This window comes from Pseudomonas sp. GW821-FHT04D07 (assembly GCF_059420225.1).
Genome location: NZ_JBWKTH010000003.1, coordinates 96430 through 121827, shown reverse-complemented (window position 1 = coordinate 121827; position 25398 = coordinate 96430). Strand labels below are relative to the sequence as shown.

Sequence of the window (25398 nt, the reverse complement as noted above, 5' to 3'; positions counted from 1 at the left end):
CAGATTTGCCCACCTTCGGTAGGAACCGCAACGCTAAGAAGACCGAGCGTGGTAGAGCTGTCCTCATACGGTGGCATCAAGAGGTTAGATCAAATAGCTGCTCAGCGCGGTGATCCAGTAAATATTTCAGAGTCCTGTTGCCCATATCTGCGGGGCTGGCCGGCGCTGACCTGACCGCCAAATGAGGCCTACACCGCGCTTATTGGGTATTTCTCCACCCGCATCGCCGCCACACTCACGGCTTGGGCAAGACCAACTCGGCAGAGGCCTTCTGTCGCGCGACTTCATCAGGGTCCGAGACAAAAACAACGGTCAGAAACAAGGCGCACAGCGCCAGCCCCGCCAGCAGGTAGAGCCCGCTCTCGAAATTACCCGTCATGTCCTTGGCCATGCCGACCAGCCCGGGGCCGAAGAAACCACCGAGGTTGCCCACGGAGTTGATCAATGCGATACCGGCTGCCGCGCTGCTGCCACTCAGGTACAGCGACGGCAACGGCCAGAACGGTCCTTTGAAGCCCATCATGCCAATGGTTGCGGCACACATGCCGAGGATTGCCAGATAGTTGCCGGGCATCCACCCCGCCATTGCCAGGCCACCGGCGAGGAACAGCAGCGCGATGATCAGAAACCGTTTGCGTTTGTTGAGACGGTCGGAAAGCAGGCCGATGGTGACCATGCCGATGCAGCCCACGACATAAGGAATGGCCGCGACGAAACCAATCGCCATGCCGTTGTAGCCTTGCTGTTTGATGATCTGCGGCAAAAACATCGAAAGCCCGAGGTTGGTTGCGGCGACGCAAAAATACAGGGCGCACAACACCAGGATGGCGGGACTGCGAAACACCTCCCACAGTGAACTCTTACTATCGAGCCTGGGGGGATTGGCCTTGATATCGTTTGCCAGTTCACCGGCCAGCCATTCACGCTGCGTATCATTCAACCAATGCACCTGCCGTGGCGAATCCGGTAGGTACTTGAGCACTACACCCACCAACAGAATGCCCGGGGTCCCCTCGACGATATACAACCACTGCCAGCCCTTGAGGCCCAGGAGGCCATCGAGCTCCAGCAGCAAGGTTGAAATCGGCGCGCCGACTGCCAGGGAAATCGGGATCGACAACATGAAGGTCGAGATAATGCGGGCTCGATAACGTGCCGGGAACCACAAGGTCAGGTAAAGAATGACCGCAGGGAAGAATCCGGCTTCCGCCACCCCCAGCAAAAACCTCAGTGTCAGGAAGCTTCTGGGCCCCTCGACAAACACCATGCAGGTGGCAATCAGCCCCCAGGTAAAAAGGATACGGGCAATCCAGCGCCGCGCACCGACCCTGATCATCATCAGGTTGCTGGGCACTTCGAACAGGCAATAGCCAATGAAAAACAACCCGGCCCCCCATCCAAAGACCGCGCTGCTCAGACCGATATCGGTGTTCATGGTCAGCGCCGCGAAACCGACGTTGACACGGTCGAGATACGAAACGATGTAGAGCAAAATCAGCAACGGCAACAGCCGCCAGAAGATTTTGTTCGTCACTTGTTTTTCAATGTCAGCGCTCATGGCACGTCCTTTTTTTATTCTTGTTTTACCCTGCGCCGAGAAGGGCAAAGCCCACTCCCGGCGCAGGCGGTAACGCTTGAAACTCAGGTTATTTGGAGACAGGCATCGCGAACTCGGCCCCCTGTTCAATGCTCTCCGACCAGCGCTGCATGATCGATTTCTGCTTGGTGTAGAAGCGCACGCCCTCCTCCCCATAGGCATGCATGTCACCGAACAGGCTTTTCTTCCAGCCGCCGAAACCATGCCAGGCCATCGGCACTGGAATTGGCACGTTGATGCCGACCATGCCCACTTCGATACGACGGGCAAATTCGCGGGCGACATTACCATCGCGGGTGAAACAACTGACGCCATTGCCAAACTCATGCTCGTTGACCAGTTTCAACGCTGCGGCGAAGTCAGGTACGCGCACGCAGGCCAGGACCGGGCCAAAGATCTCTTCGCGGTAGATGCTCATCTCGGCGGTGACATGGTCGAACAGTGTCGCCCCCAACCAGAACCCGTTCTCCAGGCCTGGCTCGGCCGGTACAAAGTCACGACCATCGAGCAGCAACTGCGCACCCGCCTCCACGCCTTGAGCGATGTAACCGCTGATTCGCTCACGGGCGGCCCGCGAAACGATCGGTCCCATCTCCGCCTTCAGGTCGCGGCCGTCGGTGATGTTCAACTCACGACCGCGCCGGGTCAGTGCCGCGACCACCTGGTCCGCCACGTCACCGACCAGGACCGCCACCGAGATGGCCATGCAACGTTCGCCGGCGCTGCCAAACGCGGCACCGATCAGCGCATCGACGGTACGCTCGATATCCGCATCGGGCATGACGACCATATGGTTTTTCGCGCCGCCCAGGCCTTGCACACGTTTACCGTGGCGCGCACCGGTTTCGTAGATGTATTGGGCGATGGGCGTGGAGCCCACGAAGCTGATCGCCTTGACGTCGGGGTGCTCGATCAGTGCATCAACCGATTCCTTGTCGCCCTGAACAACGTTGAATACACCTTTGGGCAGCCCGGCTTCGCGAAGCAGCTCAGCCATGAACAGGGCCGCGCTCGGATCAGTCGGGCTCGGTTTGAGAATGAAGGTATTACCGGCAGCGATGGCGACCGGGTACATCCACATGGGCACCATCACCGGGAAGTTGAAGGGCGTGATGCCGGCGACAACGCCCAGAGGCTGGCGCATGGTCCAGTTATCCATGCCTCGGGATACCTGGTCGGAATGATCACCTTTGAGCAGGTTCGGAATACCACAGGCGAATTCCAGAATATCGATGCCACGGTCCACTTCACCCTGGGCGTCAGTGAAGACCTTGCCGTGCTCAGCGACGATAATGCGTGCCAGATCGTCCTTGCGCATGCGCAGCAGGTGCAGATACTGAAAAAGCACCCGCGCACGGCGGATGGGTGGAGTATCGCTCCAGGCGGGGAACGCGGTCTTGGCCGCCTCGACAGCTTCGGAAACGGTCTGGCGGCTCGCCAGCGCAACGCGCCCGGTCACCTCACCCGTGGCAGGGTTGTAGACGTCCTGATAGCGATCATCGCGGGAAACGCGTTGATCATTGATGAAATGCTCGATCGAGGTAGTCATGGCAGTTGATCCAGGTTGAGAGTTGGGCTGGCAGCGTTGCAAGCCAGCGGTGAAACTCACGATAGGCTTTCAGTTTGTTCTAAACCAGAGCAGAATCCAGAACTGATTGTGCATTTATGAGAACAATAAACTCGTGGAAAAATCTGAAATCGAAGGACTCTGGAGCCATATCCACTGGCTATCGGTGCTAGAGGAACAAGGCACCTATACTGCGGCCGCGGCACGCCTGGGTGTCAGTAAATCCGCAGTCAGCCAACGCATCAGCGATCTTGAAAAGGCCACCGGCACGCGTCTGGTGACCCGCACCACACGCAGCGTGCGGCTTACCGATGCCGGGCTGTCATTGACCCGCGAAGTGCGCAGCGCCTATGAGCACATTGCCCGCAGTTTTTCCTCGGTGCGGGACTCGGCCGGGGAAATCCGCGGCCTGGTGCGCCTGACCGCGCCCGTTGCCTTCGCCCGGCAGCAACTGGTGCCTCACCTCGCTGAATTCCTCCAGCAGTATCCGCAGGTGCGCATTCAACTGGATGTTTCCGATGCCCTGAGTTCACTGGCCGCCGAGGGATATGACCTGGCAGTCAGGCATGGTTTCCAGGTGCCGGAAACACACGTGGCCTGGAAACTCTGCGACACCGCTTCCGTACTCGTCGCCACCCGGCAATACCTGCAGCGCGAGGGTGAACCCCGAGAGCCTGGAGAGCTCCCCACCCACAATTGTCTTTATTACCCGCGCGGCACTGATCAACCCGCCTGGACCTTCGAACGAACCAAACGAGGTGCAAAAAATGTAGAACGCATCACGGTGCCCATCGCCGGCAGCTTTGCCACCAACAACAGCGAAGCGTTGCGCGACTCGGCGCTCAGCCATCTGGGCATTGCCCTGCTACCTGACTTCAGCGCCCATGCCGCGCTTGCCAGCGGCAAGCTGGTGCAGGTGCTCAAGGACTGGACGTTGACGGGGGCCTTCGCCGACGAGATTTATCTCATTCGCCCCTACTCGCCCCATGTCCCTAAATCGGTGACGGCATTGGTCAGTTATTTGAAGCAGAAGCTGTCAGGCGGATTTCAAACCGCGTGATCGCGTCGGCGATTGGGCACCTGTGGAACCGGACCAAGCCCGGCTCCACAGGGCCAAACGCGCACATATTGTCACTTCGACGCAAATGGCAGATGTCAGAACTTGGTGATGAACTTCACCCCCGCAATCAGGGCGTTGTCCACTTCATCTACGCCGCCTGGGTGAACGACATACTGAAGGTTGGGACGGATGGTAAACCACGGCGCCAAGGCAAACCCATAGTGAATCTCGGCGTCCCATTCGCTGTGGCGCACGGGCATGTAGGCGGGGTTGTCATAATCATTGATGCCTGCCAATTCATTGGTCAGCTGTGCCTCTTTGGTCACATTTTCGTTGACGTGGATCCTGGCTACGCCAACACCAAAGTCATCGTTTGGCCGAGTGTCGAAAAACCCCTTATAGACGAAGCCCGCTTGGAGGAAATTGTCCACCAGGTTGGTCGCCTTATCGTGCACCGTGGCGTTGAAGAACACACTCAGCCCCCGCGCCGGGTCCCCACCACGGCTGGTGAGTTGTTGCTGGGCCACCACCCAGGCCCCGTGTTTGTTGCTACGGCGGCGGAAAGCGCCACCTGACACCGGCTGCGGCTGCCCATCCGCGCCCTCGTAGACATCATCGGCCTTGGCCGAGCTGTAGTAACCACCCAACCGGTATTCGCCCGGCAGCCCATTGACCTTAGGCGACCAGACCACTTCCGCCGGTATGAGCGCGCCTTTGCTGCCACTGCCGCTGAGCTTGAAGCCGTTGCCGACCTCAAGGTTCGATGGATTGACTTCGAAGGCGCCAATCTGCGCGTAGACTTCAGACGACAGCGCGTACTTCACGCGCAACCCCCATTGCGAGACCGGCCAGTTGTACCAGACCGATCCCGCCCAGTTAGCGGCCTGTGGACCACAGAAAGCGTTGTTCTGGAAGTCACAAGGGAAGGTATTGAAGTCCTCCCCTTCACCAAACCGACCCGCCTTGACGTTCAGCGCACCATCCAGCAGCCCTTTGCTCAACCACATCTGCGTCAACCGCCAGGTCTGGCCACGGCCATAGACTTCCTGAGGCGTACTGAGCATCCCGGCGCGGGGATCGCTGATGCGATCATTGGCCAGGTTGCGGCCACTGCGTTCGGTGACAGTCAGCTGGAATAAAGCGTCGTCCCAACCGGCAATTTTCTGCAGGTCGAGCTTGGTCCCCAGCGCCAGTTGATCGGCATAACGTGCCGTATGGTCTTTATCGTATCCACCACGCAGGTTGGCGGCGGCTTCGCCCACATATTCGACGGAAAAGTCATAGCCTTTCTGGTATAGCCCGGAACGCACTCCGCCCCAATCGCCCAATGCGTATTGCGACGGGTCGAAGGTATCGGCAGCCGATGCTACTTGCACACCGAAGCCGCTGACCAGACAAAGCGCAAGGCTGATTTTTGGACGAACGAAGGGGTCCCGCTTGACTAGGGATTTCAACATCAACTGCACTCCAGATTATTGTTATTTTCATGCCTGATTTATTGAATGACTGTCGGATCGGTCTTTTTAGAGATGCACGCTCCTGGAGACATTGAAATGTCCCTGTTGAAAAATGAGGTGTTTGTTCGCAAGCGATCCGCCACCCGCTGCGAGTGGCGGATTGGCAACGCTTACTTCACGACTTGATAACCCGCCGCCGCCATGACCCTGAGCAATTCGGCGTGGCCTTTGCGGGCCATTTCCAGTGGCGGGTTGAGGCGAGGATCCTGTTCGGCCTCCACCACGAACCAGCCTTCGTAACCCTTGCTGGCCAGGGCCTTGACGAGGGCTTCGAAGTCCAGACTGCCGTCACCTGGCACAGTGAACGCGCCCTGGATCACCGCATCGAGGAAGCTCTCCCGAGTGCGATTGAGGCCGTTCACCACCGGACTACGAACATCCTTGGTGTGCACGTGGATAATCCGCGCATGGTGGTTTTCGATCACACGCAGCAAGTCACCGCCGGCGAAAGACATATGTCCCGCGTCGAACAGCAACGCAACCGTGGAATGCTTCATCAGCAGGTCCAATTCCGCCTCTGTTTCGACCACGGCGCCCATATGGTGGTGGTACGCCAGCGGCATGCCCTGCCTGGCGCACCAGTCGGCAAAGTCGGAAACCTTGCGGCCATAGGCGGCCATCTCGACCTCGGAAATTTTCGGTTTTGTCACCAGCGGCGCGCTGCGCACGCCCTGGATCGAACTGGCGGTCTCGCCATACACCAGGCACGGCGCCTGCGCCGCAACAAAGAAGTCCAACTGCTGCGAGATACGATCTTTTTCCGCCTCGAGGTCGCCGTCCAGCAGCAGTCCCGAGAACCAGCCGCCACACACCGACATGCCATAGCGCGACAGGATCGGACCCAGCTCCGTCATGCTCATCGGAAAACGACGCCCGGTTTCCATGCCGGTGAAACCGGCCACGGAGGCCTGGCGCAGGCACTCTTCGAGGCTGACGTCATCGGAAAGTTCTTCGAGGTCGTCGTTCCACCAGGCAATTGGCGCAATACCAAGTTTTGCTTTCATCTCACACACCCAACCGTTGAGCTTCACGAATTTTTTCCTGCGCGGCACGAGCAGCGCGGACACTTTCAAAGGTCGAGACCTCGGGGACACCCACATCCCAATCAGCATCACCAGGCACCCACTTCCAGGCGTCGGAGACGATGGAAATCAAGGTCACGCCCTCGTTGCCCCGGGCCCAGATCATGGCTTGCTCGAGCTCTGCAAGATCAGCCACGTGACGCGCCTTGGCGCCCATGGATTCGGCATGTTTGACGAAGTCAACGTGCAACGGATCATGGCGATTCTGGATTCGACAATCGGTAAGCAGGTTATTGAAGCCCGGTACGCCCTTGGCCTGTTGCAGGCGATTGATAACGGCATAACCGCCGTTGTCGCAGACCACCACGATCATCTTGTGGCCGGTAAGAGCCGCGGAGTAGATATCTGAGTTCATCATCATGTAGGTGCCGTCGCCGAGCATCACGATCGGCGTGCCACCGGCGGCGCCCGGACCGTCCTGCGCCATGGCGCAGCCCCAGCCGGCGGCGATCTCGTAGCCCATGCAGGAGAAACCAAACTCGCAATCGAAGGTGTGCGGGTTCTTCACCCGCCAGCCCTTGGTGACTTCGCCCGGCGTACCGCCAGCCGCGGCAATCAAGGTATCGCCCGGAGCCGCGACCTTGTTCAACACCCCAACCACCTGGGCATAGGACGGCACCGGTGCGTCACTGGCCTGCTGGTAGTGGTCGAGCAGCGCGTTCCATTCAACGAACAGCGCACGGGCACGCGCCATCAATTGGGCATCAGCCTTGTAGCCTCCCAAGGCGGCATCCAGCTCGCCAACGCTTTCCAGCGCATCACCGACGACCGAGAGCGCACGATGCTTGATCGCGTCGTAGCGCGCGGCGTTGATCGAGATGAACTGCGCGTCATGGGCAAAGGCGGTCCACGAGCCGGTGGTGAAATCCTGCAACCGCGTGCCGATGGCCAGGATCACATCCGCCTCTTTCGCCAGGCTGTTGGCCGAGGTCGACCCCACGATCCCGATCGGGCCGGCATGCACCGGATGGTCATGGGTCAGTGCGCCCTTGCCGGCGATGGTTTCGACCACGGGAATACCGCGTTTGGCCGCGAATTCCGCCAACGCCTCCTCGGCACCGGAGTAACGCACGCCGCCACCGGAGATGATCAAGGGACGCTTGGCGGTTTTCAGCAAGGCCGCCGCGGCAGCAATAGCGTCGCGATCAGCGCGCGGGCGAGGGATCTTCCACACCTTGGGTTCGAAGAACACCTCAGGGTAATCGTAGGCGATCTCCTGGGTGTCCTGCGCCAAGCCGATGAAGGCCGGCCCGCAATCGGCCGGGTCGAGCAAGGCTGCCACGGCCTGCGGCAGGGATTGCAAGAGTTGCTCCGGCAACACGATGCGGTCCCAGTAACGCACCACGGCTTTAAAGCAGTCATTGGCGGTCAGCGACGGATCGTTGAAGTGTTCGACCTGCTGAAGGACCGGGTCGGGCAGACGGCTGGCGAAGGTATCGCCGGCAATCAGCAAGACCGGTAGCCGGTTGGCCATCGCTACACCCGCGGCGGTCACCATGTTCAGCGCGCCCGGGCCGATGGACGTCGCCGCCACCATGATCTGGCGCCGGCGCTTGGCTTTGGCGAAGCCAATGGCCGCCAGCGCCATCGATTGCTCGTTCTGCCCCCGCCATGTGGGCAACACGTCCTGGACCGTCTCCAGTGCCTCCGAAAGACAGGTTACGTTGCCGTGCCCAAAGATCCCGAATACACCAGCGAACAGCGGTACGCGCTGCCCGTCGATCTCGGTGAACTGATTGCAAAGATAGCGAACCAGGGCTTGCGCCATGGTCATGCGCACAGTTTTGCGGGTCATTTTATTTCCTCCGGAAGCACTGCCATTGTTGTTTTAGGAATACATATTGACAATATGATCATTTCGCAATGATTATTGCAAACAGATATTCAACAGGGAATACCGATGCTGGAATCTTTTCCAGGGCTGGCATCGGCGCCGCCGGGGTCAATGAACGAGGGGACGCTGCAAGCGCTGCGCTCAACCTCGTTCATCCTGTTTGGCAACACGGGTCCCTTACTGAGGGGCGTACCACGAAACCAGCAAAGTCGAATAAAAACCATGTACGAACAATACGGACTTTTCATCAATGGGCGCTGGATCCCCGGCTCCGCGAGCGCCGAGGTCATCTCACCGGTCACCGAGCGGCCTCTGGGACGTGTACCCATGGCGACGGCGGCCGAAACCCGCGAAGCACTCGACGCGGCCCACGGCGCCCTGGCAAAAATGCGTGAACTGGGCGGTTTTGGTCGCGCTGAGGCGCTGCATAAAGCCGCCGACGAAATGATCAGGCGCAGCGACGAGGCGGCACGCATGATCTGCGCGGAGACGGGCAAACCCATCGCGCAGGCCGGGCGTGAATGGATGCTCGCCTGTGAACAGTTTCGTTGGTGCGCGGAAGAAGCCCGACGCATCTATGGGCGCATCGTCGACAGTCGCGTGCCGGGCGGACGCTTTGAGATCACCCACGAGCCCGTCGGGGTTGTCGGGGCTTTTTCAGCCTGGAATTTTCCGGCGGCGTTGCCGGCCCGCAAACTGGCCCCGGCACTGGCGGCCGGCTGCCCGGTGGTGCTGCGCCCGTCGTCGCAGACCCCGGGCGTGGCCATGGTGATGGTCGACTGCCTGCGGGCCGGCGGCCTGCCCGATGGCGCGGTGAACCTGGTCATTGGTTCGACGGGCAATACCTATGCTCCCATCATGGCCGATTCGCGGGTGCGCAAAGTCTCCCTTACTGGCTCCACCCGCATCGGCCAGCAGATGATTCGCGATGCGGCTGACACGGTGAAAAAGGTCTCGATGGAGCTGGGCGGCAACGCACCGCTGATCATCTTCGAGGATGCCGACATCGAAGCTGCCCTGGACCTGACGGTCGGGACCAAATTCGCCAACTGCGGTCAGGTCTGCGTCACGCCCGACCGGATTTTCGTGCATGACAGCCTGTACGACGCCTTCGTCCAGGGCTTCGTCAGCCGCACGGCCAGGATCAAGCTCGGCGACGGGCTGCAAGCCGACACCGGTATGGGCCCGCTGATCAATGCCAGCCGCCTGGACGAGATCGAATCCATCGTCGCCGCGGCGGTGAACGACGGTGCCAAAGTCGTCCACGGAGGCAAGCGCCCTGCCCATCTGCAGAGCGGATTTTTCTTCGAGCCCACCGTGCTGGTGGATGTGCGTGATGACATGCGTGTATTCAGCGAAGAAAACTTCGGCCCCATTGCCGCCATCAGCCGCTTCTCCACCGAGGAAGAAGTATTCGCCCGCGCCAATGCCTCGAACATGGGCCTGTCGGCTTACGCCTTCACCCGCTCGCCTGACCGCGCACGGCGCACCGTGGCGGCCTTGAACGCCGGCATGGTCGGCATCAACAGCTTTGCCCTCGCCGCTGCGGAAGCCCCCTTTGGCGGCACCAACCACTCCGGCATGGGTCGCGAAGGCGGCAGCGAAGGCATCGCCGACTACCTCGATACCAAGCTTGCTCAACTGGTTTTCTAAGAGAGGCCCTAAATGAAAAAAAATAAATTGCACCAGATCTGGGCTCAAGGAAAACCTGTGCTGCATGGCTGGTTGTCGCTTCCTTGCAGTTTCAGCGCCGAGATCATGGCGGCCCAGGATTACGATGCCATCTCCATCGACATCCAGCACGGAGCGGTGGACTACAAGGACGTGCTCGGTATGTTCCAGGCGATGCGCGCCTCCGACGCGGTGATCATGGCCCGAGTGCCATGGCTGGATCCCAGCTGGATCATGAAAATCCTGGATGCCGGGGCCTACGGCATCATCTGCCCGATGATCAACAGCCGCGCCCAGGCCGAACAGTTCGTACGCTACATGCGTTATCCGCCGCTGGGCGAGCGCAGCTTCGGCCCTACCCGTGCCGCCTACCCCGCCGGTGCGAACTACGCCGCCGAGGCCAACGGCGAAATCCTCGCCTTCGCCATGATCGAGACCGCCGAGGCCATGGGCAACCTTGAGGAAATCGTCTCCACTCCAGGGCTCGACGGTATCTACGTGGGGCCGGCCGACCTGGCCTTTTCGCTCTCGCGGGGCGAGTTGACACCTGCGTTTGATCGCGAAGAACCCGAGGTCATCGAGGCCATCAAAACCATCCTCGCCACCTGCAAGCGTCACGGCAAGAAAGCCGCGCTGCACTGCGGCACGGCTGAATATGCCGCGCGGGCCGTTGAATGGGGCTTTGACATGACCACCGTTTCGGGCGACACCCGGTTGCTGGCCGCGGCCAGTGCGCAATCCGTGGCCTCCTGGCGCAAGCTGACAGCCGGGCAAACCGAACAGAACGTTAAAAAGGAGGGCTACTGATGGCTCGTCTTCTGGTCGCTGGAAAACTCCATCCTACCGGCGTGGCATTACTCAAAGAGTACGAGCGGCGCGGGGTGATCGTAGATTATGTCGAGGAAGTTTCCGAAGCATCCTGCGCGCAACTGATTGGCGAGGCCGACGCCCTGGTGATCCGCACTCAACCGTTGTCGGCGGCTACCATCGCCAAAGCCAAAAAGCTCAAGGTGGTGTCACGGCACGGGGTTGGCTACGACTCGGTCGACCTGCAGGCGTTGAACGCCCGGGGGATCGGTCTGACCGTGGTCGGTGACGTGAACTCCATCTCCGTGGCCGAGCACGCCATGATGCAATTGCTGGCGGGCGCCAAACGCGCCGTCCGAGCCGATCGCTCGGTGCGCAAGATCGGCGATTGGGGGTGGCGCAATGGCCTGGAACAGCAGGAGATTTCCGGCAAGAACCTGTTGATCATCGGTTACGGGCGCATCGGCCGTCACCTGGCAACCATGTCCAGCGGATTCAACATGCAAGTACGCGCCTTCGATCCGTTCCTGGAGCGCGCCGGCTGGCCTGAGGGGCCCGTGCGCCCGATATCGCTGGAAGAAGGCTTGGCATGGGCTGACTTCATCTCGGTCCATACGCCACGGGGCGAGCGGCCGACACTTGGTCCGCAAGAGTTTGCACTCATGAAGCCAGGGGTCATCATCGCCAACACCGCGCGTGGTGGGGTGGTCTGTGAACAGGCCCTGGCCGAGGGACTGGCCAGCGGCCACGTGGGGGCCGCGGGCGTGGACGTATTCGACGATGAGCCACCGACACGGCAATCGGTCCTGCTCACTCAAGATACCGCGATCCTGTCCCCTCACATCGCCGGCCTGACCGCTGAGTGCAGCGAGCGCATGGCAATCTCGTCCATCGAGAACGCGATGAACTTCCTCGCCGGCACGGTGGACCCGACACTGGTCATCAATAGTGCTCACCTCGACCCGCTCCAGCCGCCCTTGTCGGCCTGACGCAACGGGAAATCCGGCTTCCTCGACGAGGCCTGCTCGCGACTCGCCCGGCGCTGCTGCCGGGCGTTCGTCGTTGTGGGCAAACAGGTTGCCGCACTTGAATTTCAGGGCGCACGCTATAATGTGAGCGCCGTGTACGAACCAGGAATGAGGCAACACATGCAACCCACCGATCCACCCAGGGATTATGAAGATCTGATTCGCCTGATCCATGAACGTCATGATCAGATGAGCAAGACCTATCAGCGCATTTCCGTATACCTGACGCAGAATCCAAATGAAGTGGCCGTGCATTCGGTCAACAACATTGCCGAGCGCTGCAATATTCACGCATCCAGCTTCGTACGCTTCGCGCAGGCATTGGGTTACACGGGTTTCAAAGATCTCCAGGTACTGTTTCAGCGCCGCCTGGAAACCGCCGCCCCAGGATTCGAAGCACGCCTGCGGGCGCTGAGCAGCGAATTGCAGAACCGCCAGGACACCTCTGAATATGGTTTCCTGCACGAGCTGGTGCTGCGCGATATCGCTTCACTGCAGGACATGCTGGAACGCACCCCCACTGCGGATCTGTCCGACGCAGTAGACCTGATCGAAAAAGCCGACACCGTCTATCTTATCGGCCAGCTGCGCTCCTCGCCGGTGGTTGAGCTATTGCGCTATGGCCTCACCATGCTGGGCAAGCGCTGCCTGCTGTTGGACGCTGGCGGTGGGCTGGCCACGCACATTGCCCGCACGATGCGCCCGCAGGATCTGCTGATTGCCGTGTCTTTCCGCTTCTACGCGACGGAGGTGGTCAACGTCGCCGAGGAAGCCAAAGCGGCGGGCGTGCCGATCGTGGCCATCTCCGACAGCACCTTGTCGCCCATCGCCAAGAGCGCCTCGGTGCTGTTCGCCGTGCCCGAGCCGGACTACACCTTCTCCCGCTCGCTGGCGGCGCCCATGTGCCTGGTCCAGGCGCTGACCGTGGCGGTCGCGTCACGCCTGAAAAAATCCGTCCCACCGCGCATTCCCACCGTCACAGAGGCGTGACCAGCCATCGGTTTGGTCTGGCCGTTAACAAGAGAGCCCCGGCCCTGAAACCTGAATGAAGCAGGCTGCATGGCAGGGGCTTTTGCGTGGGTTAAAGCATCAAGTCCTGGTCTTGACTCCGCTGGAACGCCGGCTGGCGATGGTGGTCAGTACGGCGGCAATGATGATCACCGCCCCCGTGGAAGCCTGTACATAAAACGAAGGCACCTGGGCCAGGGTCAGCAAGTTATTGATGACGCCAATCAGCAACACGCCGCTGACCACACCGACGATGGTCCCCCGCCCTCCCCCAAGGCTCACCCCACCGATCACCGCCGCCGCGAACGCCGAGAAGATGATGCCCTGCCCCTGGGTGGTGACCGCCGAATCCAGGCGTCCGGTCATCATCACCCCGGCCAGCCCGGCCAGCAGTGCGGCAAAGATAAACGCCGACCAGATGACTTTATCGACATTGATACCCGCAGCCCTGGCCGCTTCTTCATTACCGCCAATGGCGTACAGCGCCCGGCCGTAGCGATGGTATTTGAAGATCACCCCAACCACCGCCGCGATGGCAATAAACACCAGCACCGACAGCGGAACGCCAAGGACTTTTTCCGAGCCCAGGAACGTCAGTGCCTTGCCTGGGGAATAGATCGAGCGACCATTGGAGATGATCAATACGCCGCCGCGCAGCAGTACCAGCAGACCCAAAGTCGAAATGAACGGGTTCAGTCCGACCTTGACCACCATGAAACCGTTGAACCAGCCGATCGCACCGGCGACCCCGAGCGCCACCACCAGGCCCATCCACGCCGGCAGTTCCAGGCCCAATCCGCCGACCGCGGCAGGCACCAGCGTCACGGCGGCAAACATCGGGGCGAAACCGACCACGCCTTCCAGCGACAGATCCAGACGACCGATGAGGACCACGAATGTCAGGCCAATGGTGGTCAGCCCCAGCACACTGATCTGCTCGAGAATGTTCACCAGGTTGGTGGCGGTCGCGAAGCGCGGCGCGACGATCGCACCGATGATCACCAACAGCAGGATGACGGGGTACATCGTATAACCGTCGGCGACAAAAGACGTGCCGAATGCCGCCAACCTGGAACGGCCTTCGGCCGGCTTTGTGAGTTTGGAGTTGCTAACCATATCTGTGCTCATAGGACACCTTCCATCCGTAATACCAGATCTTTTATTGTGTAGTCGCCCACGAGCTGGTCTTTGACCTCGTCGTCAAAGACGATGACGACTCGATTCGCCAACTGGGCGATTTCATCTTCTTCGTCCGACACCACCACGACACCCAGCCCCTCGCGAGCCAGGTTCCGGAGCAGCGCATAGAGTTGCTCCTTGGCACCGACGTCAACACCGCGCGTGGGGCTCAGCGCCACGACGATGTCAGGGCTGCGGCACAGCGCTCGGGCAAAGACGACCTTCTGCTGGTTGCCGCCGCTCAGTTGGCTGACAGGCTGCTCGAGGGTCGAGGCAACTACGTGGGTCTGTTGCGCCAACCGCTCGACGTGTTCGGTTTCGCCCTGCTTGCTGATAAAGCCGAAGCGGTTGGACAAGATGTCCAGCCCACCGATCACCACGTTTTCGCGCACCCCCAGCAGCCCCACGTACCCGCTCACATGCCGGTCGGTGGGCACCAGCCCGATCTTGGGCAATGGACCGCGTGGATTACTGATGTGTCCCTGCTCGGGTTTGCGCTGGCCTGCCAGAATCATCGCCAACGCCTCCTTGCCGCCACCAACCGGCCCGGCCAGGGCGACAATCTCACCGGCGCGCACTTCAAAATCGATGACATTTTCCGAGCGAGGACCGATACGAATGCCCTTGGCCTGGATCAGGCTCGGCTGCCGCTCGCGGGTGTAGTCTTCGCGAATGCTGCGTAGCGTCTTCTTGCCCATCATCAAATCAGCGATGGTGTCCACATCGAGGCCGCCCACAGGCTCACGCTCGCGCACGACCTGGCCGTCACGAAGAATGGTAACGACGTCGGCGATCTCGAAAATCTCATCCAGGTGATGGGAAATATAGATGAACGACACCCCTTGGGCCTTGAGTGCCCGCACCTGTTCGAAGAGGATCTTTTTCTCGGCGTTGCTCAGTGCCGCGGTTGGCTCGTCGAGAATCATCACCGGCACACCACGGCTGAGCGCCTTGATGATTTCCAGCAATTGCCGGGTGCCTGCGTCCAACTCGCCTACAAGCGCATCGGCACGAATGTCGATGGCCCAGTTATTCAGCAGTTCCTCGGCCAATGCCAGCGTGCGGGCACGGCTGACCGTGCCGAACTTGCCGCGGACCCTGGGGTTTTCCAGAAACAGGTTTTCGGCCACCGTCAGCAGGTTGAACAGCTGCGGCGTCTGCTGCACATGGGCGATGCCCTCGCGGATTTTTGCCGCGTAATTCTGGGCGTTGGCCGTGACCTGGGTACCGGCGATTCTGATCGTGCCCGAGTCCGCGGGCGTGAACCCGCTCATCGTGGAAACCAGCGTGCTTTTTCCTGCGCCATTACGCCCCAGCAGCGCATGGACTTCTCCGCGCATGAGAGTGAAGTCCACCCCGCGCAAAGCGCGGGTAGAGCCAAAGGTCTTGGCGATATTGCGCATTTCGACGATGGCGCGCGGGGCGTCGTTGCTATTCAGATTCATGGTTTCAACCCTGTGTGCGGCTTACTTGTTGACCATGTTGGCCCACAACTGGGGCGACTCCACGTTGGCCAACGTCACCAGCGTGGCCTTGAGCTGATACTGAGGCCCCACGGGGGTATCAACGATTTGGCCATCGTCACGCGGCCCGATTTCGATCTTGCCACCCTTGGAGACCAGGTCGATCAACTCGGCGGTTTTCGTCGCATAGGCATTGAGCGGCTGCGAGATCGTCGCATCCAGTGCCCTGCCGCGGATCAACTGCAGGCCCTGAGGGGTGCCATCCACAGCGATGCGAATAATCGAATCAGGGCTACCCACCGACGCGCCTTTGCCGGCGGCATTGACCTGCGCGTTGACCGCCGTGGCCATCAACTCGGAAGCCATGAAAATGCCGCTCAGGGAAGGAACCTGGGTCAAGACGTTCTGGGTGGCATCGGCAGCCATGTCGGCCGTCCAGTCGGTGGGCCGCTGGATCAGTTTCACCGCGGGCGCCAGCCCTTGCATTGTCTGCGCGAAGCCTTTGGAGCGATCCAGGCCATTGGGCGTGGTCAACCCGCCTTGCAACTCAAGAACCGTGCAGGTGTGGGCCGCCCAGCACTTTTTGCTGCTCAGGCGGTTGACCATTTCCTTGGCCGCCTGGGCACCGGCATCGACGTTATCGGCACGGATCGAAGCGGTGACTTTGCCCCCCGAAGGCACATCGTCGATGGAGAACACCAGCACATTCGCGGCATTGGCCTGCTTGATCACCGGCACAATGCCAGCGGCGTCGATCGGGGCAAAGACAATGGCGTTGGCGCCGTTGGCAATCAGGTTTTGCAAGGCATCCACCTGGGCGGTCACATCGCCGTTCGGATCAGGGGCGCCCAACAGCGTGAACCCTTTGGCCTGGAACGCCTTCTTGGAAAGGTCCAGCATCAGCGTCTGGAAGTCGTCTTTGAGGAATTTCGGGGTAAAACCTACCCTGACTTCAGGATTGCTTTGGGCTTGGCTCGTGCCTACCCCCATGGCCAGTACCAATGCACTGGCGACCAGTGTAGATACCGCGTGCTTATGCTTCGTGGACAATTTCATATTCTTCCTACTCTTTATTGTTATTGGAAGCCGCCGCGACGCGCACCCGGTTTTCCCGGTTGGCATCGCCAGCGTTTTATCGTGAAAGTGAACGCAGACTGACGTCCTGATCAATCCGATATTTCGGCCACTCGCACCAAGCGACGCTCGTGCAACGAGAGATACGCCGCTTCAGCAAGGATCAACGCCTTGCGACCGTCCTCGAAGCTGGCCAGCGGTGCAGCGCCTTTCTCCACGCAGTCGACAAAGCCGTCGATCTCAGCCATGAACGCCTCGTGGTAGCGCTCCAGGAAGAAGAATTGGTAAGGCTCGCTGGTTTCCACCGTGGTGCTGGTGAAGCGGCGCAGTTCATGGGGCTTGCGGTTATCGGAAATCAGCATGCCCTTGTTGCCCAACAGCTCTACGCGCTGGTCGTAGCCATACACCGCGGCGCGCGAATTGTTGATGATGCATTGCTTGCCCGAGTCGGTGCGCAGGATGAACATCGCGCTGTCCACTTCATTGAGCTCTGCACCCAACGCCGGATCGACCAGCGCATTGGCCAGCGCAAAGACTTCGGTCGGCTCTTCGCCGAGCATGAAGCGGGCAAGGTCGAAGTCATGGATGGTCATGTCGCGGAACAGGCCACCCGCCGCTTCCAGATAGGCACGCGGTGGCAGGCCTGGGTCACGGGAGGTAATGATGACCTGGTGCAGGTCGCCGATTTCGCCGTTGAGCAAGGCAGTACGAGCGGCACTGTGACCTGGGTCGTAACGGCGGTTGAAACCGATCTGGATCGGCAGCCGGGTATTGCCGATTTTCGCGGCACAGGCATTTACCCGCTCAAGGCTCAAATCGATAGGTTTTTCGCACAGCACAGCCTTGCCCGCGGCGATGGCTTTCTCGATGTAATCCGCGTGGGTAGGGGTGGCGGTGGCAATCAGTACCGCGTCCACTTCCGAGGAGGAGAAGATTTCCTCGGCCGTTTGTGCAGCAGGAACGCCAAGCGCCAGCGCGACCTTTTCGGCCGAAGGGCGATGAACGTCATAGACAGCGACCAATTGAGCTCGGGGGTGTTTGGCAACGTTATCAGCGTGCATCTGGCCGATACGACCACAACCCAAAACGGCAATGCGTAGCATAGGTTTCTCCTGACGTGATGCATCTCTGCATCTGTTTTTTGTTCTTGAGTGAAGCGAAATATCTTGCATCCTCACATCGATGTCAATATAAATTCCACACCAACAAAAAACGCAATTTTCATTGCAGAGGAGAATTTCAGATGAAACGATTTGAAGGCAAGATCGTTGTCGTGACCGGCGGGACTCAGGGGCTGGGGGCTGCCGTCGCCAAGCATCTGGCTAACGAAGGCGCAGCCGGTATCGTGACCTGCGGCCGTAGCACCACTAAAGGTGAGGCCGTCGCCCGCAGCATTCGCGAGCAAACAGGTTGCGCGGTGCATTTCGTCCAGGCCGACCTCGCAAAGGTGGCCGATTGCCGCAACGTCATCAAAACCGCAGACGAGATCTTTCAGCGCATCGATGTGCTGGTCAACGCAGCAGGCCTGACCGAGCGCGGGGACATCCTGAGCACCGATGAAGACTTGTTCGACCGCATGTTCGCGGTGAACACCCGAGCACCGTTCTTCCTGATGCAGGAAGTGATCAAGCGCATGATCCGCGACGACATCGAAGGCTCAATCATTAACATCGGTTCGATCGTTGCCCACGCGGGCCAACCCTTCAATGCCTCGTACTGCGGTTCCAAGGCGGCGCTAGCCACCCTGACCCGCAATACGGCGTTCGCCGCCATGCGCAACCGGATTCGCGTGAACCAGCTGAACATCGGCTGGATGGCGTCCGATGGCGAAGATCGTATCCAGCGTGAATTCCACGGTGCCGATGATAATTGGCTGGCCGAAGTCGCGGCGCAGCAACCGTTCGGGCGTCTGCTCGCCCCTGAGGAAGTGGCCAAAGCAGTGGCGTTCCTGGGCTGCGAAGAGTCGGGGATGATGACCGGATCGGTGGTCAACTTCGACCAGTCGGTGTGGGGCGCTTACCAGTACGGGCCGCCCACGCCCGAAGCGAAGCTAGCTCTCTAAGCGACGCGCGATGAGTCAATACCCGTTCCGGCCAAGCCGACCCCATATCGTTCCGCCGCCGTGACGGGTAGCCTCAACCAGCGCAATTGAACTTGGTGTGGACCAGAATGGGTGTCGGGGCCGGCACTGCCGCCACGCCTTCGGTCGCCCCTTTTATCCAGCGCACCGCCGCTGCGGTCTCGCCCACGAAATCGTGGGAAATCACGTAATTCATGACACCTGCCTCCAGCATCGCCCGCGTGTGAACGGTCAGTTCGTGGCCGACGAACATGGGCCGCTGTTCCGCCGCAAGACTATCGATGGCCTGGGCAACCCCTCGGTTGGCGCCCGCAACGTTGTAGATGGCCGCCGGATAACCATACTTGTTGAAATAGCGCGTGAGCTGATCGCGGGTGGTTTGCGGGCGATCATCAGACATCACCCGCTCATCGATCTTGAGGTAGGCAAACTCGCCGCGAAGCACCCGCCTGAAGCCCATCTCCCGCTCTTGCTGGCAGCGAAACGGCACACTGGTCACCAGCAGTATCTTGGCAGGTTCCTTGGGCAGGGCATTGCCGATCAACAGGCCGGCGACACTGCCTGCCGCGTATTGGTCGTTTCCCACGTAGGCGCTGCGCCCCGAATTGGGAAGGTCGGTAGTCAGGCAGACCACCGGAATGCCCAGACTGCAAAGCTTGCGAATGGCCCGATTGATCGCCGGGTGTTCGCGTGACACCACAATCACGCCATCGGCCGACGCGCCCTGCGCCTGGACCTGATCGGCAAACGCGCCGGGGTCGACCTGATTGGTCGGCACATAATGACCGTGCACCACGACCCCTGGCGTAGAGCTGTTCACCTGCGCCTCGGCGCTGGCCAGGGTGGCATTGAAGGTTTCCCCCGAGTCGCAGAACAGGCTGATGTGCAACGTCCCCTTGCCATCGGCCAGGTCCCGCTTGAGCTTGTCCAGCGCCGCCAGCACTTTCAGGCGGGTGCCGTCGCGCACCCCGGGACGGTTGTTCAGCACCCGGTCGACCGTGGCTGGCCCCACCCTTGCGATACTGGCTATCTCGTTGACGGTAGGCCCCTTCCATACATGTCCCAGTGCTTCACGAGCCATACCAGTCACTCCTGACAATGATGGAATTCCAATCAAAGATAACCAAGATACGCCGTTTATATCCAGATCCAGCATCAGGCTCATTTGATTGGAATCACATCAGAAACAGGCGATGGTAGTCGTTGAAGGATGATTTCGCGCTGCAGATAATCGCCCCACAACAACCAAAACAAACTTTGCAAGGATCGCCCCACATCATGAGCATACGAATTGCCGTCATCGGCGCCGGCATCATGGGGGCGGATCACGCCCGTATCATCGCCCAGGACCTGCCGGGCGCCACCTTGCAGGTGATCTGTGACGCGTCCCCGGAGCGCGCCCGGGAAATCGCCGAGCGTTACGGCGCCGCAGACGTTTCCAGCGACCCGATGCAGACCCTGGCGCGGGCCGATGTGGATGCGATCATCATTGCCAGCCCCGACGAGACCCATGCCGTACTGTCGATGGCCGCGATCAATGCCGGCAAGCCCGCCCTGTGTGAAAAGCCACTGTCGCAAAGTCCGGAAGAATGCCTGGCCGTGATCGACAAGGAGACATCCCTGGGCCGCCAGTTCGTGCAACTGGGCTTTATGCGCCGCTTTGACCCGGCTTACCGGGAAATGAAAAGCGCCTTGCAGGACGGTGTTATCGGCCGCGCGGTGATGATGCACAACTTCCATCGCAACGTCGAAGCGCCAGCCAACTTCAGCGGGCAGATGGCAATCAGCAATTCCGCACCCCATGAATTCGACGTGGTGCGCCATGTGCTCGACACCGAGTACAGCGCCATTTCGGTGTTCCAACCCGCGCGGCGGTCGACTCTCGGCGTGGGCGCCCCGGTGTTCATGGTGCTGGAAACTCGCGACGGCCACTTGGTGAACATCGAAATCAACAACAACGCCCATTACGGCTACGACGTACGCGGCGAGTTGGTGGGCGAGCAAGGTTCGGTGCAACTGGCCGGCCCCGTTCACACCCGGGTCAACACCCAGAGGCAGGCCGCAGAGCGCTATGCCGCTGACTGGCGCCCGCGCTTCGCCGAGGCCTACCGCCTGCAAGACAAGGCGTTCCTGGCGTTCGTCAATACCGGTGTGTTCCCGGCCCACGCCGCCAATACCTGGGATGGCTACTGCGCCGCCCTGGTCGCCCAGGCAGGGATTCAGGCCTTGAGTGAAGGCCGCCGCGTCAGCTTGCGCGCCCTAGACACCCCCGCCCTGTACTTGTCACGCGAAGGAGCCTTGTCATGAAACTGGGATTTGTCACCGACAGCCTGGGCGCGCTGCCCTTTCGGGACGTGCTCAGGCACGCAGAACGACTGGGGGTCTCTGGCCTTGAAGTGAACACCGGCGGCTGGTCCACCGCACCACATTTCAACCTGGCGCAGATGCTCGACAGTGCCGCGAATCGGCGCGAATTCAAGCGCGCTTTTGAAGAACACAACCTGGAAATCATTTCCCTCAACGCCAACGGCAACCCACTGCATCCCACCCAACCGGAACAGGGCCAGTGCCTGAAGGACACCATTCGCGTGGCAGGTGAACTGGGGATCAAGACCATCTGCGCGATGTCCGGTTTGCCCGAAGGCCAGGCCGGCGACCGCATGCCCAACTGGGTGGTGGCGTCCTGGCCGCCGGAGACCCAGACCATTCTGCGCTACCAATGGGAAGAGCGGCTGCTGCCATTCTGGAGCGAAATCGCCGACCTGGCCCAGGCACATGGCGTGGAGCGCATCGCCCTGGAGTTGCATGGCAACCAGTGTGTGTACAACGTGCGGGCGCTGCTGAAATTGCGCGAGGCCATCGGCCCGGTGATCGGCGCCAACCTCGACCCTTCACACCTGTTCTGGATGGGCGCCGACCCGTTGGTGGCTGCCGAGGCACTGGGCGAGGCGATCTATCACGTGCACGCCAAGGACACCTTGCTCAACGCCCCACTGCAGGCCGTTGATTCACTGCTGGAAAACGGCTCGCTGATGGATATTCCGGCGCGCAGCTGGTCCTACATCACCCTCGGTTTCGGCCACGGCGAGCAATGGTGGCGACAGTTCTGCTACCGCCTGAAAATGGCCGGCTACGATGGCTGGCTGTCGGTTGAACACGAGGACGTGCTGCTCAACAGCCTTGAGGGCCTGGAAAAATCCGTGGCCCTGCTCAAGGGCGTGATGCCGGTTGCCGCCGGCGACTTCAAACCCCAGGCCATCTGACCCTGGCCGAGAAAATAATACCGTCGACCAGACACGAAAAAGCCCTTGTTCCCGGCACCAGGGCTTTACCGCTCAAGCAAGCTGAAAGCCATGACGTAGAGGGTCTTTATCGTCGACAAAAATAGTGTTGTGCCCGGTAATCTGCGCCCTGACGCCCGACATGATGTCGTGCCCCCTGGGCTCAAACATCAGCGCGGTTCGCACCCAGTCATGCTCGCGAACAAAAATCTCCCGGCGCTCGGCCATCGAGACCGACGGCAACAGCGGGCCACCGCCGGCCACCACTCGAACCGGATTGCCGCAGGCATGTGAGTCAATGCAAAAAAAACTGCGTCTCATACTGGAACCCTTTCAAAGAAGCTTGCCTGGGGAGTGACGCTGCAAGGCGCCGCGTGACAGGCGATCCAGCAGCAGCGCAACGGCGACAATCGCCAGGCCGGCACGCAGCCCCAGGCCCATCTCCATCCTAGAGAGACCTCGCGTCACTTCCGCGCCGAGACCGCCGGCCCCTACCAGGCCTGCCAGCACCACCATTGCCAAGGACATGAGGATGCATTGGTTGAGACCGACCAACAGCGTTGGCGCGGCCGTCGGCAGCTCAATCTTGAACAGGATGTCCCTGGGCGAAGCCCCGGACGCCTGCCCCAGCTCAAGCAAATCTTTTGGCAACTGCTTGAACGCCAGGGTTGTCAGCCTGAGCATCGGCGGAATGCCATAAACAATGGTCGCGATAATGGCCGGTACCCGCCCCAAGCTGAACAGCATCACCGCGGGAATCAGGTAAACCCATGGCGGTACCGTCTGCATAGTGTTGAGGATCGGCAGGAACGCTTCATCCACCCGCTTCACCCGGGCGGCCAGTACGCCGAGTGGAAAGGCAATGGCCACCGATATCAGAACCGCAACCGAGACCAGGGCAATGGTCTGCATGGAGGCGACCCAGAGGCCGGAGAACAAGCAAAAAGCCAACATCAACGCCGCGAATACGGCAACGCGTTTGCTGGCCAAAAAGAACGCGCCGACAACGACGATACCGATGAACAGATACGGGTGGGGAGCCAGTAACGTGGCCTCTACCGCCCCCAGCACCGCCTCGATGACCTGGCTGATCCCTTTGAACAAACCGTGCAGATGGGTGTTCAACCAGTCGACTGCAGGTGCCAGGAACTCGCCCGGGGAAAATTGGATGTCAGGGGTAGTCATTGGCTTTCTCCCAGTCGCGAGCGTGCAGCGTGCTGCGCCAACCGATCCAGAATCATGGTCAGAATGACAATGGCGATGGCCGCATTGATCGATTTGGCAATATCCAGGGTGCGAACCGCTGCGTAAATCGACTCACCCAGGCCGCCGGAGCCGACGATGCCGGCAATCACCACCATGCCGAATGCCATCATCAAGCTCTGATTCACCCCGGCCATGATGCTTGGCTTGGCGAATGGCAAGCGGATCTTGAAGAACATCTGCCAAGCGGTGACGCCACTGGCCTCCCCCAACTCGATAAACTCCCGTGGTGTCATGCGAATCCCCAGGGAGGTCAGGCGTATGGCCGGCGGAACGGCCACGATAAAGGTGGCCAACAGCGCCGTGGCCGGGCCGTAACCGAGCAAGGCGATGGCCGGCAATAGATAGATGTAGGGCGGCATGGTCTGGATCAGATCCAGCACCGGGTCGACAACACGATCGACTGACGGTGCAAGGCCCGCCAGCACGCCCAATGGAATCGCGACCAACAGCGCGAGCACTGTGGCCGTCAGCACCAGGGCAAGGGTGCTGACCGTCTCCGGCCACAAACCGATCACGTTGCAAAACAACAACGCCAAACCCGCGAGCAGCGCGAACCGAACGCCGACCACCCGCCAGCCTATCAACGCAATGGCAATCGCGATGAGGTAATACGGCGGATAGGCAATACACCAGAGCACGCTTTTGTAAATGCCCGCCAGCAGTGCGTTGACGGTGTCGAACAAAAACTCGCCGTGATCCGATAGCCATTCCAGGCTCGAGTCGACGACCGCGTCGAACTGATTGGAAAAGTCCGGGATGCTCATGTCGATGCCTCCAGAACAGTCGCTGTGGACAAAGCCGCGAACTCATTCGGAATGCCTTGAACGCCACGCAGCAGATCGCGCGGCGTAATGATCCCGACCACTGCACCGTTATCAACGACCGCAAGCGCATCGCGCTCGGACCTCATCGTCAATCCGATGAGCTCGTTGATATCGGCGCCGAGAGAGGTTTTGCTGAGCCTGGAGATGTCGCAACCAGGGTTCGCCACCGTGTACGCCTCTACAGGTGTCATAACCGAATGAGCCCTGACCAGATGCAGCCTGGAAATGCCCGCCACGAACTCCGCAACGTAGTCGTCAGCCGGATTGAGAACGATCTCCTCGGCAGTACCTACCTGGATGATCACGCCGTCCTTCATGATCGCGATGCGATCACCGATGCGGATCGCCTCGTCCAGGTCGTGGGTGATAAACACGGCGGACTTGCCCAGCTCCTTGGTCAATTGGCGAAACTCATCCTGCAACTGCCTGCGAATCAACGGGTCAAGCGCACTGAACGGCTCATCCATCAAGATCACTTCGGGATCGGCGGTGATGGCTCGTGCCAACCCCACGCGCTGCTGCATACCGCCAGACAGCTCGCTGGGATAACGCGCGGACCAATCGCTCAAACCGACCTTGGCCAACGCCTGCTCGGCCACTTTGTAACGTTCTGCCTTGCCCACGCCCTGCACTTCCAAGCCGAAAGCGGTGTTCTCCAACACGGTTCGATTGGGCAACAACGCGACGCTCTGAAAGACCATGCCGATATGACGTGCCCTCACCTCACGAAGCTGTGCCGCGCTAAGGGCTGACAGATCCTTGCCTTTAACCAGGACCTTCCCTGAGCTCGGTGTGATCAGCTTGTTGAGTAGCCTGATCAGGGTGGATTTGCCACTGCCGGACAAGCCCATGATGCAAAAGATTTCGCCGCGGCGAACCTGAAGACTGACGTCGGAGACGCCGACCACGCAGCCGTAGTTTTGCAGGATCTGGGTCTTGGTGAGCCCCTGCTGAACGACAGCATTCATCGCAGCAGGTGCGGCTTTACCGAAGATTTTCCAGACTGACTGGCAATCTATCAGCACTTCGTTGGTGTCTATTTTGGCCGTTGTCATTTTCG

General features: G+C 60.3%; 21 protein-coding genes and 1 pseudogene. 8 read left to right on the top strand and 14 right to left on the bottom strand.

Annotation, left to right across the window (positions count from 1 at the left end):
* Positions 1–235: 235 nt before the first annotated feature.
* Together AC07T0_RS06535 and AC07T0_RS06530 are read right to left on the bottom strand one after the other, a co-directional pair.
* Positions 236–1558: an MFS transporter gene (locus AC07T0_RS06535; RefSeq protein ID WP_495000392.1), complete on the bottom strand. Its 1323-nt coding sequence runs from the start codon at positions 1556–1558 to the stop codon at positions 236–238.
* Positions 1559–1646: 88 nt separating this feature from the next.
* Positions 1647–3146 carry a CoA-acylating methylmalonate-semialdehyde dehydrogenase gene (locus tag AC07T0_RS06530; RefSeq protein ID WP_495000391.1) on the bottom strand — a complete coding sequence of 500 codons (1500 nt, stop codon included), beginning with the start codon at positions 3144–3146 and terminating at the stop codon, positions 1647–1649.
* Positions 3147–3279: 133 nt separating this feature from the next.
* Here AC07T0_RS06530 and AC07T0_RS06525 point away from each other — a divergent pair, with 133 nt between their 5' ends.
* On the top strand, positions 3280–4224 hold the full coding sequence (locus AC07T0_RS06525) for a LysR family transcriptional regulator (protein WP_177103698.1): 945 nt from the start codon (positions 3280–3282) through the stop codon (positions 4222–4224).
* Positions 4225–4319: 95 nt separating this feature from the next.
* Here AC07T0_RS06525 and AC07T0_RS06520 read toward each other — a convergent pair whose 3' ends face one another.
* The 3 genes from AC07T0_RS06520 to iolD all read right to left on the bottom strand — a co-directional run bounded on the left by AC07T0_RS06520 (position 4320) and on the right by iolD (position 8618).
* Positions 4320–5681, bottom strand: a complete 1362-nt coding sequence (locus tag AC07T0_RS06520; protein WP_152739983.1) for a carbohydrate porin — start codon at positions 5679–5681, stop codon at positions 4320–4322.
* Positions 5682–5851: 170 nt separating this feature from the next.
* A complete protein-coding gene (gene iolE / locus AC07T0_RS06515) occupies positions 5852–6745 on the bottom strand; it encodes a myo-inosose-2 dehydratase (RefSeq protein ID WP_495000390.1) in 894 nt (297 codons plus the stop codon).
* Position 6746: 1 nt separating this feature from the next.
* Positions 6747–8618, bottom strand: coding sequence for a 3D-(3,5/4)-trihydroxycyclohexane-1,2-dione acylhydrolase (decyclizing) (iolD, locus tag AC07T0_RS06510; protein WP_152739856.1), 1872 nt, complete (start codon positions 8616–8618; stop codon positions 6747–6749).
* Between the two features lie 261 nt (positions 8619–8879).
* Between iolD and AC07T0_RS06505 the strand changes: the two genes are divergently transcribed.
* The 4 genes from AC07T0_RS06505 (at position 8880) to AC07T0_RS06490 (ending at position 13153) form a co-directional block, all read left to right on the top strand.
* Complete coding sequence (locus tag AC07T0_RS06505) at positions 8880–10310, top strand: NAD-dependent succinate-semialdehyde dehydrogenase (protein ID WP_495000389.1); 1431 nt, start codon at positions 8880–8882, stop codon at positions 10308–10310.
* Positions 10311–10322: 12 nt separating this feature from the next.
* Positions 10323–11135, top strand: a complete 813-nt coding sequence (locus tag AC07T0_RS06500; RefSeq protein WP_152739854.1) for an HpcH/HpaI aldolase family protein — start codon at positions 10323–10325, stop codon at positions 11133–11135.
* Positions 11135–12124 (top strand): hydroxyacid dehydrogenase, encoded by a 990-nt coding sequence (locus AC07T0_RS06495; RefSeq protein WP_495000388.1) that lies wholly within the window; start codon positions 11135–11137, stop codon positions 12122–12124. Before AC07T0_RS06500 ends, AC07T0_RS06495 begins: the two co-directional genes overlap by 1 nt.
* A 75-nt stretch (positions 12125–12199) precedes the next feature.
* Complete coding sequence (locus tag AC07T0_RS06490) at positions 12200–13153, top strand: MurR/RpiR family transcriptional regulator (protein WP_495000387.1); 954 nt, start codon at positions 12200–12202, stop codon at positions 13151–13153.
* A gap of 99 nt (positions 13154–13252) precedes the next feature.
* Here AC07T0_RS06490 and AC07T0_RS06485 read toward each other — a convergent pair whose 3' ends face one another.
* From AC07T0_RS06485 to iolG, 4 genes are all read right to left on the bottom strand, one after another.
* Positions 13253–14299, bottom strand: a complete 1047-nt coding sequence (locus tag AC07T0_RS06485) for an ABC transporter permease (protein ID WP_277378071.1) — start codon at positions 14297–14299, stop codon at positions 13253–13255.
* Positions 14296–15795, bottom strand: a complete 1500-nt coding sequence (locus AC07T0_RS06480) for a sugar ABC transporter ATP-binding protein (protein WP_152739851.1) — start codon at positions 15793–15795, stop codon at positions 14296–14298. Before AC07T0_RS06480 ends, AC07T0_RS06485 begins: the two co-directional genes overlap by 4 nt.
* Before the next feature lie 21 nt (positions 15796–15816).
* Entirely contained in the window at positions 15817–16869 is a 1053-nt protein-coding gene (locus AC07T0_RS06475; protein ID WP_495000386.1) for a sugar ABC transporter substrate-binding protein, read from the bottom strand.
* A gap of 110 nt (positions 16870–16979) precedes the next feature.
* A complete protein-coding gene (gene iolG, locus AC07T0_RS06470) occupies positions 16980–17990 on the bottom strand; it encodes an inositol 2-dehydrogenase (RefSeq protein ID WP_152739849.1) in 1011 nt (336 codons plus the stop codon).
* Positions 17991–18130: 140 nt separating this feature from the next.
* Between iolG and AC07T0_RS06465 the strand changes: the two genes are divergently transcribed.
* Complete coding sequence (locus tag AC07T0_RS06465) at positions 18131–18949, top strand: SDR family oxidoreductase (RefSeq protein WP_495000385.1); 819 nt, start codon at positions 18131–18133, stop codon at positions 18947–18949.
* Between the two features lie 73 nt (positions 18950–19022).
* Here the strand turns inward: AC07T0_RS06465 and AC07T0_RS06460 are convergent, their stop codons facing one another.
* Positions 19023–20048: a LacI family DNA-binding transcriptional regulator gene (locus AC07T0_RS06460; protein ID WP_495000384.1), complete on the bottom strand. Its 1026-nt coding sequence runs from the start codon at positions 20046–20048 to the stop codon at positions 19023–19025.
* A 197-nt stretch (positions 20049–20245) separates the two neighbouring features.
* Between AC07T0_RS06460 and AC07T0_RS06455 the strand changes: the two genes are divergently transcribed.
* A complete protein-coding gene (locus tag AC07T0_RS06455; RefSeq protein WP_152739846.1) occupies positions 20246–21274 on the top strand; it encodes a Gfo/Idh/MocA family oxidoreductase in 1029 nt (342 codons plus the stop codon).
* Positions 21271–22230: a sugar phosphate isomerase/epimerase family protein gene (locus AC07T0_RS06450; RefSeq protein ID WP_495000383.1), complete on the top strand. Its 960-nt coding sequence runs from the start codon at positions 21271–21273 to the stop codon at positions 22228–22230. The genes AC07T0_RS06455 and AC07T0_RS06450 overlap by 4 nt, the downstream gene beginning before the upstream one ends.
* 150 nt (positions 22231–22380) lie before the next feature.
* On the opposite strand, the pseudogene AC07T0_RS06445 reads toward AC07T0_RS06450, so the two are convergent.
* The 4 genes and pseudogenes from AC07T0_RS06445 to AC07T0_RS06430 all read right to left on the bottom strand — a co-directional run.
* Positions 22381–22569: pseudogene (locus AC07T0_RS06445) on the bottom strand (proline racemase family protein); the annotation flags it as partial.
* A gap of 12 nt (positions 22570–22581) precedes the next feature.
* Positions 22582–23433, bottom strand: coding sequence for an ABC transporter permease (locus AC07T0_RS06440; protein WP_495000382.1), 852 nt, complete (start codon positions 23431–23433; stop codon positions 22582–22584).
* Positions 23430–24278, bottom strand: a complete 849-nt coding sequence (locus tag AC07T0_RS06435; protein WP_495000381.1) for an ABC transporter permease — start codon at positions 24276–24278, stop codon at positions 23430–23432. Before AC07T0_RS06435 ends, AC07T0_RS06440 begins: the two co-directional genes overlap by 4 nt.
* Positions 24275–25393 (bottom strand): quaternary amine ABC transporter ATP-binding protein, encoded by a 1119-nt coding sequence (locus AC07T0_RS06430; protein WP_495000380.1) that lies wholly within the window; start codon positions 25391–25393, stop codon positions 24275–24277. The genes AC07T0_RS06435 and AC07T0_RS06430 overlap by 4 nt, the downstream gene beginning before the upstream one ends.
* Between the last annotated feature and the right edge of the window lie 5 nt (positions 25394–25398).